Annotated in this window: 14 protein-coding genes; 5 read left to right on the top strand and 9 right to left on the bottom strand. The window is 44.0% G+C overall.

Translation table 11 applies throughout. The features are described 5' to 3' along the window. Both rraA and AC1DP6_RS12110 read left to right on the top strand, forming a co-directional pair. Positions 1 to 504: ribonuclease E activity regulator RraA (gene rraA / locus AC1DP6_RS12115; RefSeq protein WP_477055042.1), on the top strand; the 504-nt coding region annotated here is incomplete at its 5' end. 259 nt (positions 505 to 763) lie between these two features. Further along, positions 764 to 2,347 (top strand): discoidin domain-containing protein, encoded by a 1,584-nt coding sequence (locus AC1DP6_RS12110; protein WP_477055041.1) that lies wholly within the window; start codon positions 764 to 766, stop codon positions 2,345 to 2,347. A gap of 52 nt (positions 2,348 to 2,399) precedes the next feature. Here the strand turns inward: AC1DP6_RS12110 and AC1DP6_RS12105 are convergent, their stop codons facing one another. Continuing rightward, positions 2,400 to 3,194, bottom strand: coding sequence for a DUF6348 family protein (locus AC1DP6_RS12105; protein WP_477055040.1), 795 nt, complete (start codon positions 3,192 to 3,194; stop codon positions 2,400 to 2,402). 72 nt (positions 3,195 to 3,266) lie between these two features. Further along, positions 3,267 to 3,836 carry a hypothetical protein gene (locus tag AC1DP6_RS12100; protein WP_477055039.1) on the bottom strand — a complete coding sequence of 190 codons (570 nt, stop codon included), beginning with the start codon at positions 3,834 to 3,836 and terminating at the stop codon, positions 3,267 to 3,269. A 193-nt stretch (positions 3,837 to 4,029) separates the two neighbouring features. Between AC1DP6_RS12100 and AC1DP6_RS12095 the strand changes: the two genes are divergently transcribed. Then, positions 4,030 to 4,536, top strand: coding sequence for a hypothetical protein (locus AC1DP6_RS12095; protein ID WP_477055038.1), 507 nt, complete (start codon positions 4,030 to 4,032; stop codon positions 4,534 to 4,536). Here the strand turns inward: AC1DP6_RS12095 and AC1DP6_RS12090 are convergent. Beyond that, positions 4,533 to 5,000: a hypothetical protein gene (locus AC1DP6_RS12090; protein ID WP_477055037.1), complete on the bottom strand. Its 468-nt coding sequence runs from the start codon at positions 4,998 to 5,000 to the stop codon at positions 4,533 to 4,535. The two genes, AC1DP6_RS12095 and AC1DP6_RS12090, sit on opposite strands and share 4 nt — an antisense overlap. Positions 5,001 to 5,199: 199 nt before the next feature. Between AC1DP6_RS12090 and AC1DP6_RS12085 the strand changes: the two genes are divergently transcribed. Further along, positions 5,200 to 5,487, top strand: a complete 288-nt coding sequence (locus tag AC1DP6_RS12085) for a hypothetical protein (protein WP_477027265.1) — start codon at positions 5,200 to 5,202, stop codon at positions 5,485 to 5,487. A 36-nt stretch (positions 5,488 to 5,523) separates the two neighbouring features. Here the strand turns inward: AC1DP6_RS12085 and AC1DP6_RS12080 are convergent, their stop codons facing one another. Together AC1DP6_RS12080 and AC1DP6_RS12075 are read right to left on the bottom strand one after the other, a co-directional pair. Beyond that, a complete protein-coding gene (locus tag AC1DP6_RS12080) occupies positions 5,524 to 5,913 on the bottom strand; it encodes a DUF1801 domain-containing protein (protein WP_477055036.1) in 390 nt (129 codons plus the stop codon). Between the two features lie 75 nt (positions 5,914 to 5,988). Continuing rightward, positions 5,989 to 7,845 carry a cytochrome-c peroxidase gene (locus tag AC1DP6_RS12075; RefSeq protein ID WP_477055035.1) on the bottom strand — a complete coding sequence of 619 codons (1,857 nt, stop codon included), beginning with the start codon at positions 7,843 to 7,845 and terminating at the stop codon, positions 5,989 to 5,991. A gap of 85 nt (positions 7,846 to 7,930) precedes the next feature. Between AC1DP6_RS12075 and AC1DP6_RS12070 the strand changes: the two genes are divergently transcribed. Continuing rightward, positions 7,931 to 10,294, top strand: coding sequence for a metallophosphoesterase (locus AC1DP6_RS12070; RefSeq protein ID WP_477055034.1), 2,364 nt, complete (start codon positions 7,931 to 7,933; stop codon positions 10,292 to 10,294). A 156-nt stretch (positions 10,295 to 10,450) separates the two neighbouring features. Here AC1DP6_RS12070 and AC1DP6_RS12065 read toward each other — a convergent pair whose 3' ends face one another. Genes AC1DP6_RS12065 through AC1DP6_RS12050 form a run of 4 tightly spaced genes read right to left on the bottom strand, consistent with a single transcriptional unit; the run spans position 10,451 to position 17,432 of the window. Next, positions 10,451 to 12,052 carry a DUF5008 domain-containing protein gene (locus tag AC1DP6_RS12065; RefSeq protein WP_477055033.1) on the bottom strand — a complete coding sequence of 534 codons (1,602 nt, stop codon included), beginning with the start codon at positions 12,050 to 12,052 and terminating at the stop codon, positions 10,451 to 10,453. A 23-nt stretch (positions 12,053 to 12,075) separates the two neighbouring features. Then, positions 12,076 to 12,783: a fasciclin domain-containing protein gene (locus AC1DP6_RS12060; RefSeq protein WP_477055032.1), complete on the bottom strand. Its 708-nt coding sequence runs from the start codon at positions 12,781 to 12,783 to the stop codon at positions 12,076 to 12,078. A 17-nt stretch (positions 12,784 to 12,800) separates the two neighbouring features. Beyond that, positions 12,801 to 14,270: a RagB/SusD family nutrient uptake outer membrane protein gene (locus tag AC1DP6_RS12055; RefSeq protein ID WP_477055031.1), complete on the bottom strand. Its 1,470-nt coding sequence runs from the start codon at positions 14,268 to 14,270 to the stop codon at positions 12,801 to 12,803. Between the two features lie 12 nt (positions 14,271 to 14,282). Beyond that, entirely contained in the window at positions 14,283 to 17,432 is a 3,150-nt protein-coding gene (locus AC1DP6_RS12050; protein WP_477055030.1) for a SusC/RagA family TonB-linked outer membrane protein, read from the bottom strand. Between the last annotated feature and the right edge of the window lie 32 nt (positions 17,433 to 17,464).

Below are 17,464 nucleotides of genomic sequence, written 5' to 3'. Positions count from 1 at the left end.
AACCATATGCACATTCCAACAACAGACCTTTGTGATGAATTCAGCGAAGAAATCAAAGTAGCCTTACCCATCGGATTCAAAGATTTTGGTGGAATAAAATCCTTTCATGGACAAATTGTGACCTTAAAATGCTTTGAAAACAACCCCCTCGTCAGACAAACCTTAGAAACAAATGGCACTAACAAAGTGCTGGTAGTAGATGGCGGCGGCTCAAAAAATTGCGCCCTAATGGGCGATAATATCGCTGAACTGGCCATTAAAAATAACTGGAACGGCGTTATTATTTATGGCTGCATCAGAGATAGCGTGGCCATTTCTAAATTACCTATCGGGCTAAAAGCGCTGGACGTAATTCCCATAAAAAGCGGAAAGAAAAATGAAGGAGATACCGGCATCACTATCAATTTTGCCAATATTGACTTTATCCCGAATCATTTTATTTATTGTGATGAAGACGGAATCATTGTTGCTGAAAATGATTTGTTGAATGCACACAAGCCCTGATTCTCAATAGCGGTTTCAAAATTAAATCAAATATATAGAGACCAAAAAATTCTTACCAGGAAATTAAATTATTCCTTATTTTTAGATAGAACAATGAATTGACTGCAGGAGCTGGCACTATATGTTTATCGACCCGGGTGGAATACCAGCTCCCCATAATCTGTCACTTCCTCTCTCCCAGACATTTAAAAATTCCAGTAGCACTTAAATTAACATACTATCTGAAAAAACCGTAATTCTTCATCCTAAACAGTAAACAATGACCAAAATCTCCCAACTCGTGGTGGCTGTTACAGCACTTACATTGGCAATGCTCAGCTGTAAAAAGCAGTCTGAATCTTCCAATCTTCAGAAAATTGATACGAAAAAGCCATTGGCAACCGTCAATGGCATTGCAAATGGAACATATATGCTGAACGTAGTATATTTTATTCCATCAGATCTTGATACCGTGCCAGGCTATCGGGCAAGGTTAAACGGCGTATTCCAGTATATGCAGAATTTCACCTCCAAATGGATGAACCAATGGGGACACACCGGCAAAACAATGGGACTGCAAACAGACTCCAGCGGCCAATTGAAAATATCACTGATACGCGGACAACAGGGAAAAAGCAGCTATCCATATGACGGCGGCTCAGGTGCTGTTATGACCGAAGTAAATGCTTACTTCGCTGCGCATCCCACCGAGAAAAAAAGCGATCATATTATAGTTGTCATCCCCACTTACTCCTACGGCGCCAATGGAGATCCCAGTGGCGGACCATTCTATGGAATCGGTCGCTGGTGCTTCGCATTGGATTATACCGGTCTGGATACAATCAATCTTGGTAAACCCGATGATAAATTTTCTACCAAATGGATTGGTGGTATGGCACATGAAATGGGACACGGCATTAACCTCCCACATAACGGAGGTGCCCAATCCCAAAATATCTTATATGGCACCACATTAATGGGTTCTGGTAATTATACATTCGGAAAAGCACCTACATATTTTTCACCGGCAGATGCGGCGATACTGGCAAATGGCCAGGTATTCAGTACTGTTACCAGAACTGACTGGTACACTGATCCCGGATGCCAGGTTAAACAAGTGTATGCACAGTATAATAGCGCCTCCGCAAGCATCATCGTTTCAGGCAAGTTTTCAGCCACTAAAGCAGTAAAGGACATCGCTTATTACAACCGCAATACCGGTAACGATAACGGCGGCTATAACTCCGTAACATTCGCCTCTAAGCCTATTGGCACCGACAGCTTCCGTATCGTTATGCCTGTCAGCGATTTCAGAGACAAGGGAAATACCAATTATGAATTTACCATCAGACTATGCCACGAAAACGGTAGCATCAGCAATTATGTCGCTGCCTATAGTTTCGTGAATGACGTCCCCGTTATCACCTTCGGCGATAAGGCGGTATATGATAAAACCGGCTGGACGGTAGCTGCCTATAGCTCCCAGGAAACGGCCAGCGAAAATGGCGCCGCCATCAATATCATCGACGGCTCCGGTAGCACCTTCTGGCACTCCCGGTGGTCAACCAGTGCCACCAGCTATCCGCATTATATCACCGTCGACATGGGTCAGGCGTTGGATGTGAACCGGTTTACTTTCAAACAGCGGGACAGCAGAATGGTGAAGGTGGTGGAAATCTTAACCAGTAACAACAATACTACCTGGACTTCCCAGGGCGATTTCACCCTGGCACAAAGCACCAATCCACAAAATATAATGCTTTCTTCCACAAAAAATTTCCGCTACTTCAAACTGAATATGAAAAGTTCTTATGACGGGGAACAGTTTGCAGCCATGTGTGAAGTGGGAACATACAAAGATTAAATTCACTGTAAAATAAAAAAATAATCCGGGCAGGATTGCCCGGATTATTTTTTTATAGGTTGTTAACACAACATACTCCACACTTTTTAAGAAATATAAACTGTTTTTTTGCCAGAAAGCTGTCTGTCTTTTTCCATTTTTCATAGTCCTCCTGCACTACTGTCTGTAGCCCGGCAGCCCACTCCTGATTGTTAAAGTTACATTCTCCGATAAAGCTGCCATTCGGCTGTCTGCTCAAATAGATCTTAATCCAATAATAGTTTTCAAATGTATATTCCTCCTGACAGGCAAATTGGCTAAAAAGATCCTTTATCAGCGGAAACACAATGTTGACAAGCCCTTCATGCGTTAATGAATCATCTTCTTTAAATGCCCCCTGTACCTGCAAAGCACTGTATACCAGGTGAAATTTATTACCCGGGATATCGTTTAGATCGAAGGACGGTTCATAACATCCAAAAAAGGAGCGGAAAAACCCATCTAAAAAACCCGCATTAAATGATGCTGCACCATCCAACATCGCTGCGAAAGGATCGACGCCAATAGCCGCTAATTCGTCATAAAATACTTCTACTCCATCAATCCTGATAAGAAATCCCAGGCAATAAACAATCACTTCCGGATGCTGTTGCTGGTTGACGATATGGCAATGTATTTCAATATTGAATCGTTTTATATAAACAATCCCCTTCTCTGCTGCTATCCGCGCTCCCTTAAACAGCTCCTCTCTATCTGTAGCTATCACTCCTGCCAATTGCGCTGCCAACAGCTCAAATAATTCATTTCCCTTTTCCGCCACGGTGCTTGCTGTCCCCGAAGACGCCTTCTTCTTAAACCAATTAAACATATACTAAACGCTTTCTGGGAAAATTTATACCCTGTTATTAATATTAAAAAATGAACGTCTTCTTAACAACCGCTATTTTGTTATAAACCATTTGGGTTTCTTTTCCAGGCATTGATTTAACAAAGTGCTTTTTAAATACGCTAAATATCCTAATAATAGCGAGTCATCTGGTCTGGTGTCGTTAAATCTTACTCTTGAATTAAAAGCCAAAACATCATCAGAGCCATCAAACGCATGTTCGTAATTATGCCCTGGTTCTGTCATCAGCAAGCTATCGGCAGCATGGGTGATGCTCTTCCATTGAATCGTATCGATTTTAAAGCTATAACCCTCAAAAAACTGTGGCTCATCTTCTTCCTGATCGACCAGGAAATATCCCCTTACTACCTGATACACTATCCCCCGTATCTCATTCCCTCCTTTCTTAAAATGAATCAATAAAGAAGTATCGAATCGCTCACTATGATAGAAAAATAACTCATTACTGTCAGTAACATTTATCCTATAGGGTAAAGAAAAATATTTGGTTTTTTCGCTCAAATAGTCCGAGATAGAATCGACTGTAGTTTTAGCTTTCACAATTTGTTGCTGCTGGCAGGAAGCCATAAAAAAAACAAATATCAATAGGGATAAAATTCTCATGACTCTTTTTTTACTCCCTCAATAAAAGTAATAAGTTCGGGATATCCAAGAAAATGGAAGTTTGAATAATCAGGTAGGAAAACCTGCAATGGGCAGCGCCACCTGGCAATACCCTGGCAACCAACCTTCCCATTGACGAAAAAGGTCATCAACCTTCCTTGTGCATACAGGAAAAAAAAGTACTTTAGCAATAATGGACACCAATTACTATATAAATAAATTTGAAAAAAGTCTTACCCTCACCGATAAGCAGCTCCTCAGTCAAAAAAAACTGGAATATAAAGTTGGTATATGGTTAAACTCGGTCGTATTGAAAATCCAGAAACAATCCTGGCGCAATACGTCTACAACAGCAAAGCCGTTCGAGGAATCCATCTTCTTCTCTGTTTGGCTAAACGAGGACACTATCCGGCAGGGTAAACTATATTATAACATACATGCTTTAAAATTAAGACAGCTGGCGGGTCACTCAATTAAAAGCCGTGAATTTGCAGATGCCTTCCGGTTAAGATTCAAAAACTTTGAGCAAAAATGGCCGAACGTACGTGTGGACTATGGCCCTTTAACACTGATGGAGGGCTGGGTTGCGATTGATGAAGAAAACCTCGACAGTATCATATCCAACCTTGCTCACCACTTTCTAGACATTCAATTTATCATAGACGATCTGCTGGCAGAAAGAAAGAAGACCTCACTTTAATAAACCTCAAGAATAACTATTTCCATTTTATTGAAAAGGAAACTATCTCCTGCTTTTTTGTGTAGTAGCACCTGTGCCAATGGAGTATAGGGAGATAGAAAAAAAATGGGCCGCTCATCTATCAGTTGTTTGCCCAAACCCGCTGCAATAAAAAATGATTGTTCTTTACATCGTACAAAGGCGCCTGTTTGAGCAGTAGTATAAATAACGTCTGTATTTACTTCCTGTAACCTGGCCAGCTCTTTTAGATTTTCTGCCTGTTGCCGTGCGTACATATTTTTTTCGAGATGTCCCATTGCTCTTCCTGTTTCGTATTTATCACCAGCCGAACTTTTACCTTCACTGTTAGCAGCCTCCTGTGCGTTATCAATAGCCGATTGGGCCATGGCAATACGTTCCGTTATTAATAGGTGGCCTGCTTGTTTTAAACTGGTTTTAAAAGCGATCATTTCCTGGCTCGTCATAAATTGTCGATTGAATCGCGGGCAAAGTAACTATTTTTTTTGTGGCACAAATAAGGACACACCTCCAACTGTCCGTTTCCGGACGCCCACCGCCCGCACATGAACAGTTAGAGAAAAAAGTCATACATAAGTGATATATGTTGCATATCGCTCTGATATGGCAACCTTCTTGCGGAAGTGCTTGTATAATGTCAAAACCATGAGTCACATTGTCATTCCCATTCCTCCACTCCCGGGTAAGCAGGAAATAGAAGTGGAAGTAACCATCAACAACCAGAAGCAACAACTGCACTACCGGGTAGAGTTGTTTTATTGGGACGATTGCTCCAATCCCATGGGACACCGGGCAGATTGTATCAGTGAAATGCTCTCACACCACGATCCGGAGTGGATGGTATATTATATCGGCGCACCTACAGACAAGTTCGTGCCAATCACATTTGTGAGTAAAGAGAGCAGGAAATTATTACATCCCGCCAAAGTATAAGGGGCACACATTCGAAGGAACTATATCCGGCGGCAACTACAACAGTCGCTCCAGCATACCTTTGCGCTTAACGATGTTTTTATAGTCCCATTGAATCTTCGCGGACTTCTCCAGCCAGCGTTTCAATAAATCTGCGTCTATCTGCTTTACATCCGTGTAACGGGCCTCCGCTGCCTTGAAGGTACCTTCCGGCTGCAAACCCTCTTCCTCAAAAGACTGCCCACTCCAGAACAACAGGCGCACGGCGTCTTTCAATTTACTATAGCCAACAATAGGATTACCATTCAGAAACCATACCGGATGCCGGTGCCAGATCTTGTTTTCTGCTCCCGCCAGGTGTTGATCAATTTCCTTCGCCAGCTTTTGGCAAATGGCTTTATCGGCAGGGGACATAGTATCATTATATGCCTTTACTTCTTCGTGCATATTCCCCGTTTTTAAATTAAAAAAGATAGGATCAGATTGAAAATATCAAAAATAAATTATTCCGTAAAATGCCGGCTACTTCAATATCCTGTTCTTTGATAACCCATTCCCCGTCTGTTGATAGCTGACCGTATCTGTTAATGACCTGATAAACGCTATCAGCGCCTTCTTTTCAACGGCTGTCAGCTGCAAATTCCCGCGCGGTAATGTCTGATGCGCTGGCCCTATGCCCAGTCCCGCACCGCCCCCTTTATCGTAAAAGTCGATGACCTGTTCGAGGTTACTGAACACACCGTTATGCATATACGGAGCGGTCAGCTCGCTATTCCTGACGGTAGGCGTTTTGAATGCATACCTGAAAATAGAGATCGGGTATAACAGGTATTTACCGGGATCACTGTCCAGCCGGGCAGGGGTACGGTTATCTGCCGGCACACCTAATACTTCAGATTCAGGCTCTGCGAAATAAGGAGGCGCTACACCATTAAACAAAGGAGCAAAGTGACAGGTACCACACTTCCCCTTTCCCATAAAGATGTTAAACCCTTTTTTTTCGGTGGCACTGAGCGAAGCAGGGTCACCGTTCATATATTGGTCAAACCGCGATTGCAGGCTGTTGAGTGAACGCAGATAAGACGCAATGGCGTTGGTAATCATTTCCGCAGAAATGTTTGCGTCACCCTGGAAAGCAGCCGCAAAAAGTTTTCTATAGCTGCTATCCTTTCGGAAAATATCCGCCGCTTTAGGAAGAGAACCACCCATTTCCACCTTACTATGCACCACTTCGAATACCTGGCTTTCCAGAAAATTGGCGCGGGAGTCATAAAACAATTTTGATTGAAAGGCTACATTCATCAACGTAGGCGTATTACGGCTTACTGTGCTGCTGCCATCCAGTGAAGGACTTTTGGTGAGTCCATCTGTAAATGCCTTACCCGGCTGATGACAGGAGGCGCAGGAGCGTTGCAGGTTCCCGGAGAGTCGTGGATCATAAAACAGTTGCTCACCCAATATCTTTTTCTCCGCAGTAGGATCTGATTCATTGTTCGGTGAATAACCATTTGGTTGAAAGTAAGTGGTTGCAAACAAATGAGGAGCACCGGGCAGCAGGATCTTTCTTTCTGCCGGCAACTCCAACAACAAGGTTTGCTGCCATTGAAGAATAGTGGTACTGATGGGGTTTGCATAAGTAGTGATAAAATGCAGACGGTCAAAAGCGGAAAAGCCCGGATGTTGCGACAGGTAGATTTCTGCTGCCATCAGGCGGCTCATCGTTTGTTGATATAAATTTTTATCTGCTAATACCGGCTCGTACAGGGCAAGTGCCTGTTGGAGTCCCTGCATTGCTGCTGCTGCTTCCGACATAGACTTCAACGCCACAGGCGAGTCGTAACCACTGATGCCCAATGCAATGATTCGGTATATTTCAAACCGGATGGCCTCAAAAATGTAAGCATCCATAAATCCATAAGGGTCCGTTTGTTGCTGCAAACGAACAAACTGTACCCGCAGTTGCCTGGTAAGAGATAATGCTTCCCGCCACTGAACCGGTTGTCCATCAGTAAATATTTTTTCTTCCAGTAACTGAAACCCTTGCGGAGCAATAACCGACAGGGAATTTTCACCATCGGCATATGGAAGTGCCGGGCCATTAATGATCTTAGAAAGATGCGGATAATAATATTCCACCAGGTACTCCACTTTCTTGTACGCGATCCTGCTATTACAGAAATGCTGTTTTACCTGCGCGGGAGTTGTACGTTGCAACAATGATTTTTCCAGCTTGGTCAACTGCCTGATGATAACGCCAAGATCTTTCCTGAATGCGGTTTCCAACGCAGTGCTTTCTGCGCTGCCCCTCACTCTTTTCCCCGGTGCAGTGAAAGAGAGCATCGGAAAAAGCAAAAATATTGCTATAATATTGGCTTTCATAGGGTTTGTTGTCTAAATAAAATAGTCTTAAAAAGATAAGCATTTTTAATTTATATTTCATGTTATAACCAAAATCTGCCCCTACATGATTACCCATCGTTTAACCTTCTGTAAGCTGGTAGCAACCCTGCTTTTTATTGTCTGTACTGCGGCTATTGCTCATGCACAAACCACGCTGTTGCCATTTGGCAGCGCCTGGAAATATCTTGACAAAGGCACCAACCAGGGCACTGCCTGGAGAGCTGCCACATTTAATGACGCCACCTGGGCATCGGGTCCGGGAGAACTGGGATATGGTGATGGCGATGAAGCCACCATTGTCAGTTACGGCAGTAGCTCCTCCAGCAAATACATTACCACCTATTTCCGTAAAACAATCAGCATCACTAACCTGAATAACTATACGGGATTTACGCTGGAATACCGGCGCGATGACGGTATCGTTATTTATGTGAACGGCACGGAAGTGAAAAGAAACAATCTGCCTTCCGGCACTATCTCGTATACCACGCTCGCTACTGATGCCAGCGATGATGGTGGTACGGTGCAAACTGCTACTATTGCTACATCAGCCTTTGTAGAAGGCAGTAATACCATTGCAGTAGAAATCCATCAAACCAGTGCCAGCAGCAGCGACATTTCCTTCGACCTGCAACTGAAAGGCACTACCAACAGTACATTACCTTCTATTACCCGTGGACCTTATCTGCAGATGGGTAATCAAACAGCGGTAAGTGTGCGTTGGCGCACCAGCATTGCGGCCACAGGAAAAGTAAAATACGGGACCACCTTCGGGGTGTATACAGACAGTGTGCAGCATACTACTTCGCTGACGGAGCATGAACTGAGAATCACCGGTCTGTTAGCCGATACAAAATATTATTATAGCGTAGGTACTACCACCGGCGTAATAGAAGCTACGGCGCTGAACTATTTTAATACGGCTCCCACTCCTTCCACTACCCGTAAGGTCCGCATTGCTGCCTATGGGGATTGCGGAAACAATTCATCCAACCAGGTCAATGTAAGGAACGCCTATCTGAATTACATGGGCAGCAATCCAACGGATGTATGGCTGCTGCTGGGAGATAACGCCTATGATGAAGGTACCGACGGAGAATATCAAACTAATTTCTTCAATATCTATAAAGATAACCTGCTGAAAAATATATACCTGTTCCCTACTCCCGGGAACCATGATTATGCCAACAACTCTTCCCGGCAGGATGATCATAACATCCCCTATCTGGCCAACTTCACCCTGCCTGCAAATGGTGAATGTGGTGGTGTAGCTTCCGGCAAAGAAGAATATTATTCATTTGACTATGGAGATATTCACTTTATCTGCCTGGATGCCTATGGGGAAGAAAGCAATAAACGTTTTTATGATACCTCAAGTGCGCAGATAACCTGGCTCAAAAATGACCTGGCGGCCAATGCGCGCAAATGGACCATCGCCTACTGGCATCACCCACCCTATACAATGGGTAGCCATAATTCAGATACAGAAAGCGACCTTGTTGCCATTCGTCAGAAAGTGATCCGTATCCTGGAAAGGAACGGGGTAGATCTTATTTTGAATGGGCATAGCCATGACTATGAAAGATCCTACCTGATCAAAGGGCATTATGGACTGGAAAATACTTTCTCCTTTACCACCAATGCAGTGAGTAACAGCAGTGCTAAATATGATGGTAGCTCCAATGCCTGTCCATATCTCACGCCTTCGGCCAAAACACTGCATGGCACCGTATATGTAGTAGCTGGTTCTGCAGGCCAGGTAGGTGGCACTTCTTCTTCTTTCCCACATGCTTCGTCTTATTATGCCAATGCAACTACCGGAGGATCGCTGTTGGTAGAGATTGAAGGCAATCGCCTGGATGCTAAATTTATTGCGGCAGATAATACGATCAAAGACAAGTTTACCATCCTGAAAGATGTGAACAAAAAAACGATCGTAAATACAACAGCAGGACAAAATGTAACGTTGACCGCCTCCTGGAAAGGCAACTACAAATGGAGTACCGGTGATACTACCCGCGCGATCACCCTTACCGCCGTTGCCGGCACTACCGTGTACACGGTGTCGGATAATGCTACTGCCGGCTCACGGTGTATACAGGATACGTTTAATGTAATCGCAGCAAGTGCATTACAGGCAGATAGTATCTCCCTGAAAACTAATACTACACCGGTATCCCAGTTTAAATCAACCGTATATCCCAACCCTGTTTCAGGAGGAAAGTGTTATGTGGAAATAAGCAGCAAAAAACCGAACCGATTCCATTTACAGATCAACGATGTAAGTGGCCGGCCTGTATTGCAAAAATGGCTGCAATCACCAGCAGGCAACATCAAAGAAGAAATATCATTGCCGGCAGGGATGTATTTTATTGTAGTCGCAGGCGCTAATGGTGAAACCAATACGCATAAGCTGATCGTACAGTAATTGATAACCTGGAATCAAAATAAAGCAGGGCGCACTGGTAAGTGCGCCCTGCTTTATTTCAGGAGTTGACAAACCTGCTGCCAATCAATTTTACTTCCACAAAATAGAAAAGCCGCGCAAATCATACGATTCACGCGACCTTATTACATCTGTTACTCAATAGGTGATTTTCACGAGACGATTATTTTGTTTAAGATCCAGCTTCGTAAAGTTACCCGTCAGAATGGTAGAATGACCATCATCTGCATTCACACCATCCAACAACGGTATTGTAAAGAAGGGTTGCGCAAAACCAAATCCACCTATATTATTATATTTCGTACTTAGTTTACCGGTAGGTTCCAGTATTACACAGCCATACCTTCTAATCCCGTTGTAAAGCTGAAAATCACCGGACACCAGGATATTACCATTACCCAATTCCATCGATTTGTAGATATATCCATCGGGACCAGTTCCCGATCCGGTGTCAAAGCCGGCATCCAGCGAACCGTCTGCATTAATAACAGCAATCTTGTTACGGGACTGACCATTGTACTTAACGAATCTGCCCGTAATCAGGAATTTGCCATTACGCATGGGTGATACATAATTAATAACGCCATCCGGCCCTGTGCCTGTCTGAAATGAGGCATCCAATGTTCCATCCATATTCACCCGGAATAAATTGTTTACCGGTGTGGCATTATTCCTGGTGAAACTACCACATACGATCAGTTTATCATCCGACTGCAGATAAGTATTACCAATATAGCCATTCATCAGCTCCTTTCCCCTATGTGCTACCAGGTCGTAGTTGTAGGTAGAGTCAAATGACCCGTCTGCATGCAGTCTTACTACACCGGATACCCGCACGGAATCTGTAATCACGGTATCTTTTCCTGCCGGATAATACTGCTTGCTCAGGTAATAGGTAAATCCTCCGATCACGATCACATCGCCATTGGATTGTACGCGTAACTGGTACACCGATCCATCAAAGGCAGCTTTAAATGAAGGAACGGTATCTGTAATCGCTTCACCATCTTTGTTGATATGATTAACCGTACGTGATACCAAAGCGCCTTTTGAGGTAAGTAAAGCCAGATTGTTGACAATGCCAGCCGTATAGCCATTCACGTTAAAGTAACCACACACCAGCAATTGCCCGTTCTTCATGAGCTGTACATCATTGACACCACCTTTGATGCGGCCTTCTGTTTTAAAGGATTTATCCTGGGTACCATCGGGCAAAATAGCAACAATAGCGTTATTACCCGCACGCGCGCCTCCATTATTGTAATCTGTGAAAGTACCTGCAACAATATAAGTCCCATCCGGCATACCAAGGATACGGGTTACCCCATCATTGGCACCTACAAAAGAGGCGAAGCTATTATCTACCTGCATCAGTCCATTCACCGTAAATGAGGGTCCAGGGAAAACCTGGTCGCCTACATTCATGGTAACCATACCACTGCTTGCCAGATCCGGTACCTCCACCTGGAGCGTGGTATCCGAAATCGCTTTAATAGTAGCCCGCTGCCCATTGAACTTCATCACAATACTGTCTTTGTACTTTAAAAAGCCGCTGCCTGTAAAACGGATCACGTCTCCATAACCACCTGAGCCCGGTGATGCCGCAGTGGTGTTCAGCTTTATCTTCAATTGTTCTTTCGCATCCCCGTATGGATCCTTACCAACATAAGTATCTTTCTTACATGCGCCTGCTCCCACTAAAAAAAAGACAAGCAACACTATTAAAATATTGTTATTCATGCGCGTAAATTTGAAGTAAACAATTAATGCCCGCCGGATTGCTGCCAGTAATCCAGCACTGCCTGCACAAATTCCATAGCGTTAAAACCAAAATTATGATCATCATCCAGTACGTGAACAATTTCATTTTTGCATTGCAGATCGGATGTAGCCACCAGGCTATTGATATTCAACGGGTTGGCTAGGTCGCCAATGGCAGTGATAACCACTGTGCGGGGACCTACATCCTTGGTTTTATTATAGTCGCTGAATTGAACACCCAGGTTCATGATATACCCACCGTAGGACTCCATATTCTGTCCCGGGAAAACTGGTAACTGCAGCTTATCCCGCCGTGCTATATCTTTCAGCATATACTTGCCTCTGAAAATATAACGGGAGAGAAAGCGCTTCCAGATTTCACCAGGAATCTCCCGCAGATAGATAGAATCCATATTCTCGATATAACGTACCGTGTTGACGGCATCCATCGCTTTTTTAATGGCATGATTGGTAGGTGCAAAGAAAGTAACACTTTCATTTTGCAGCACATCATGCAACCCGGCGCTGTCAATAATATTGGTGAGCGTATCAAAAAAGAAAGGCCTGGCTTTCAGAAAATCATATGCGCCAATATCATATACCCCTATCTGCTTACCGCTATCTTTATAATAATCATCTTTCTTACAGGATAGGGCCAATACCATCATTGCCACTATCAGTAAAGGGAATAAACGTGTTCCTGTTTTCATATCACAACATTTATTTTTTATTTAACCCAATATTTATTCAATACGATATTGGGATTATTAACTTGTGCAGCCGATGAAATAGGCCATGTCCATGCGCCCTGTTTAAACTGATCAGCGGTAAGATAATTTTTGCATTGCGCCGGGTCAGTTACCCTTCCGGTACGTACCAGGTCATACCACCTTACACCTTCTCCTATCAGCTCTTTTTGTTCTTCCAGGAATATGGCATCTTTCAGATTTCCTTCTGCAGGAGTATACAACAATGCTCCCGCCCTGTTACGCACCATATTCATCAGTGCTATTGCCTCATCATTCCTGTTCAGATTAGCCAATGCTTCCGCTGCCAGCAAAAGCACACCGGAATAACGGAATATGATCATATCATCATCAAAATAGAAAGTCTGCGGGTTGGTGACATTAGAGTATTTGAGAAACATCGATGTAGTATTATTCACATAAGGGAGATAAAACCACAAGTCCCGGCGCTTATCCGGATTAGCAGGAGGATACAACCGGCTAATATAATTGGCTTCATAGTAACAGTCGCTGTTGGAACCATATACCACAATCGGGTCGTGGGTAGTCCACTGTCCAAGAGATACATACTTTGTTTCCGTACCGTAATTCTTGTTCACAGAAAATTCGAAGATGCTTTCACGGGTACGACCTTTAAAAATCTTCTTGAACTCTTCAATAGGCAATAGCTGGAACATACCGCTATTCTTCACCGCTAATGCAGCGTCAGCAGCCTGCTTCCAATACTCATTCAGGTTACTTTTATCAAAACCGGCCATCCACATATAGCAGTTGGCAATCAGCGTATAGGCAGAGCCACGGGATGCACGTACCCCCCAGTTGGTTGGATCATCATACTGCCAGGGCATATCATCTTTTACCTCATTCATTTCCTTAATACAAAACTTTAGTACTTCGATGAAATTGGTACGTGGACGGGCGGTGGCATCATAAGGTAATGTATACAACGGTACATCACCATAAATACGCGCGATATAGAAATAGGTAAATGCTCTCACAAAACGAACTTCTGCGAGATAACGTTTTCTATCGGCATCAGACAAACTTGTTACCCCCGGAATCCGGTCTATGGCGATATTACAGGCCGCGATAGACTGATAATAAGGATACCAGTCGTCCAGCTGATATACCTTATACCGCTCGGGATCTTTCAGTTCAGTTGTATTCATCAGGTCATTCCTGGCTACGGTTTTAAAGGAAGTTACCCAGTTGCCATTAAATTCCCCTGCCCTGATATCTCCGTTAATATTATGAAAAGGTCCATAAGTGAGCTTATCGTAAATCAGGCCATAAGTATCTGCCACAGCGGATTCTACATCCGACTGTGTTTTCCAGAACGAATTCGCCCCAAGACGATCCACCGGTTCTACCTCCAGGAATTTTTTGCAGGAGCCTGCCAGTACACAGGTACCGGTCAGCAGTAAAGTCCATATCCACTTTTTACTATGCATAACGGTCATCATTTAAAATTCAAGATTTAAACCAAGTGTATAAGAGGGTGACGTGGGATAGGAATCAAGCCGGTCGCGCCCCAGTGTAGTTACGTTTTCCGGGTTAGGACCTGAATACCTGGATAGCATCAGCACATTGGCACCGGTAAAATATACCCTGGCATTATTCAGCTTCGCCTTTTTTATCAGGTCTTTGTTGAAGGTATAACCCAACGTAATACTGTTAATTTTAAAGTACGATCCATCTTCCTGGAACAGGCTCTGGGAAGGATTATAGTTATCCGTGTTACCCGTATAATTAAGCGGATTGGGATACTTTGCACGATCGCCTGCCTTCCTCCAGTAATCATACTCATTCACATCGGGTAAGGTTAGCGGCCCGTTATCAGGCTTATTACCCAGCGGGTAATACAAATTGCCCAATCGTTCCGATAAAGCGTTGTTCAGCAAATCGCGGTGTAATACGATGGTGCCACTCACAGCGAGACTGTAGTTCTTATACGTCATAGTGGAATAAATCCCGCCGGTCAGCCGGGGTTCAGGGTTTCCCGAGATCTGTAAATCTCTGTCGTCCACAATAAAGTTGCCATCCACATCACGGTACCGCGCATCGCCGGCATGGAAATAGCCGCCGCTGGCACTACGCATACGCAAACCGGTAATCGGATCAATAGGCACATCGTCATTGGTGCTATATACGCCGTCTGTTACGAACAAAAAGTTGCTGAGGGTATTCCTGCCCACTTTATTAATAACAGGTCCGTTATCGGAAGAATAGATGACCTGTCTGGCGCCTCCCGGCAGTTCCAGCAGGATATCCTTGGAAACGGCCCAATTGAGGTTAAGGTTCCAGAAAAATTTCGATGACGCCGGCAAAGGACGGATGGCGATCGTAACTTCATACCCTTTGTTCATCATGGACGACTCATTGGTAATCGTTTTGGTAAAACCTGTGGAAGTAGACAGGTTCCGGTCGTAAAGCATATTGGAAATCACCTTCTGATATGCTTCTACGGTAAGCATAAAACGTCCCTGAAGCATACTGAGATCTATCCCCAGGTTATATTGTTCCACCCTCTCCGGCTTCAGGTAAGGATTTGGCATGATGCCCAACTTGGGAGTAATACGGGAAACATTATTATAATTGCCATTCACGAGATAAGAACCCAGGGAAGCAAATACATTGGTAGAAGGACGCAGGTTGATACCATAGGTAGCACGCAGGTCACCAAAATCCAACCAGCTAATCCCCTTCATGAATTCTTCTTTATCAAAATTCCATTTCAAACCGATCGATGGACTTTTTGCCCAGCGGTCTTTTACGCCCGCGTAGGAATTACCATCTGCCCGGTAGTTAAAATTGACCACATACTTCTTGCTGAAGTCATAGGTCAGGTTAGCCGCCAGACCTACCGAATGCGTTTCCAGGTAGCCACCGTTCACCTCTATCCCCGAATAGCCACCGTAGTAGGAAGAAAAGCCTAACGGTCCATGATATACGTCATTGGGTCCATTATTCAGATTGATTTCCCTCGCCTGCGTTTGGTTGACAATCATCTCGGAGAAAACGGACGCATACAGCGTATGCTTCTCCTTAAAAGTATTTGAATACGTAAGAGAACTACGGTCATATAAATTCGCCGTACGACCACTATAACCGTAAACAGCGCTTTGATCACCATTTGCCAGCGCAGGGATAAAATTATCTTCCGTATCATCCGTATAATCGTAACTGATATTATTACCTATGCGCGTATGTGGCAGGAACTCATAAGAGGCATCTATATAAGTACGGAAATTATACGTTTTAGAATCACTCTTCCGATTAATAGCTCCTGTAAAACGCGACACATTCAAAAAGTAAGAAGGTCCCGGTAGCAGAGAAGAAGCAACTCCTGTACCAGCACCCACATCTGTCAATCCATTACCACTGCCTTTTAACTTCTTACCAAGACCAGCCGTCACCGACCCGGAAATCTTAAATTTCTGGCTGGGGTTATAATCAAGATTCATGGTAGCCGCGTAACGGTCAAAACCTGTGTTCTTTATCACGCCACGCTCCCGGTAGTAGTTCAGGTTGGTTTTATAACTCAATACCTGCGTACCCCCACTTACCGAAAGATTATGCGTCTGGTTGAATGTGGGTTTATAGTACAACGCCTGCCAGTTGGTAGAGTTATTGAAGAACGGATTCAGACTATCTGATAAAAAAGCTGTTTTGGAAATCTTGTAGATCTCGTCACGACTATACGTAGAAAGAATTTCATTTACCAGGAAATCACGCTCGGACATACCGCCGATGGTTTTACGTAATGGTGGAGTGGTGTTCATAAAAAAGCTACTGAACAACCTGACGATAGGTACGGCAGACTTACCACGCTTGGTAGTAATTACAATTACTCCATTCGCGCCACGTGAGCCATAAAGGGCAGCCGCATCTGCATCTTTCATAATATCTATCGTCGCCACATCTTCCGGGGGAATCATCGATAGCGGACTGGTACCTGGTCCTTTGGACTGAAAACCATATTCATAACCGGCATTGGCATCTACAGGTACCCCATCTATCACATATAAAGGTGAAGCTGGTGTCACATAGGCATTATTGCCCGAACCAGAAACGGCAATCTGGGATAGTCCGCGCAAGACAGTGCTACCCCTGAATCCTGGCGAGCCGGTATTGTTCTGGATATTCAATCCTGCCACCTTACCCTGCAATAACTGCTCTATATTGGATACCGGTACATCTTTAATTTCATCTGCGGTAATACGTGTAACCGATCCCGTTATCACCTCTTTTGTTTTACGTTGATACCCTACTACCACTGCCTCTTTCAGGCTTTTGGAAGAAGGCACCATGGTCACCATCAGGCGTACCTTTCCTTTTACCGGTACCTGTTTGGATTCATATCCCACATACGTAAACTCCAGGATATCTGTCGCCAACACGCTCACGGAAAATTCTCCGCTGGCATTCGTAATACCGATCCCCTGTTTATGTGTAGCATCTTTTTTCAGCATCACCGTAACTCCCGGCATAGGCGTATTGTCATCAGTCAATACCTTACCGGTTACCTTTATTGACTGAGCATACAGTATTCCCGGCAGCATCAGTAACACCGCCATGAATAGCCACCTGCGTATAGTAAATTTGAGTAGCATATGGAATAATTGGATAATTAAAAAATAGGTTG

The organism is Chitinophaga sp. 01L420, from assembly GCF_056399985.1.
The sequence above is the reverse complement of the archived record's forward strand: the minus strand, read 5'-3'. Positions and strand labels throughout refer to the sequence as shown.

Coding starts and splice junctions, on each gene's coding strand:
- AC1DP6_RS12075 (WP_477055035.1), bottom strand. CDS start 7,845: ATGAAAGCCAATATTATAGCAATATTTTTGCTTTTTCCGATGCTCTCT.
- AC1DP6_RS12105 (WP_477055040.1), bottom strand. CDS start 3,194: ATGTTTAATTGGTTTAAGAAGAAGGCGTCTTCGGGGACAGCAAGCACC.
- AC1DP6_RS12060 (WP_477055032.1), bottom strand. CDS start 12,783: ATGAAAACAGGAACACGTTTATTCCCTTTACTGATAGTGGCAATGATG.
- AC1DP6_RS12070 (WP_477055034.1), top strand. CDS start 7,931: ATGATTACCCATCGTTTAACCTTCTGTAAGCTGGTAGCAACCCTGCTT.
- AC1DP6_RS12050 (WP_477055030.1), bottom strand. CDS start 17,432: ATGCTACTCAAATTTACTATACGCAGGTGGCTATTCATGGCGGTGTTA.
- AC1DP6_RS12100 (WP_477055039.1), bottom strand. CDS start 3,836: ATGAGAATTTTATCCCTATTGATATTTGTTTTTTTTATGGCTTCCTGC.
- AC1DP6_RS12110 (WP_477055041.1), top strand. CDS start 764: ATGACCAAAATCTCCCAACTCGTGGTGGCTGTTACAGCACTTACATTG.
- AC1DP6_RS12055 (WP_477055031.1), bottom strand. CDS start 14,270: ATGCATAGTAAAAAGTGGATATGGACTTTACTGCTGACCGGTACCTGT.
- AC1DP6_RS12095 (WP_477055038.1), top strand. CDS start 4,030: ATGGACACCAATTACTATATAAATAAATTTGAAAAAAGTCTTACCCTC.
- AC1DP6_RS12085 (WP_477027265.1), top strand. CDS start 5,200: ATGAGTCACATTGTCATTCCCATTCCTCCACTCCCGGGTAAGCAGGAA.
- AC1DP6_RS12065 (WP_477055033.1), bottom strand. CDS start 12,052: ATGAATAACAATATTTTAATAGTGTTGCTTGTCTTTTTTTTAGTGGGA.
- AC1DP6_RS12090 (WP_477055037.1), bottom strand. CDS start 5,000: ATGACGAGCCAGGAAATGATCGCTTTTAAAACCAGTTTAAAACAAGCA.
- AC1DP6_RS12080 (WP_477055036.1), bottom strand. CDS start 5,913: ATGCACGAAGAAGTAAAGGCATATAATGATACTATGTCCCCTGCCGAT.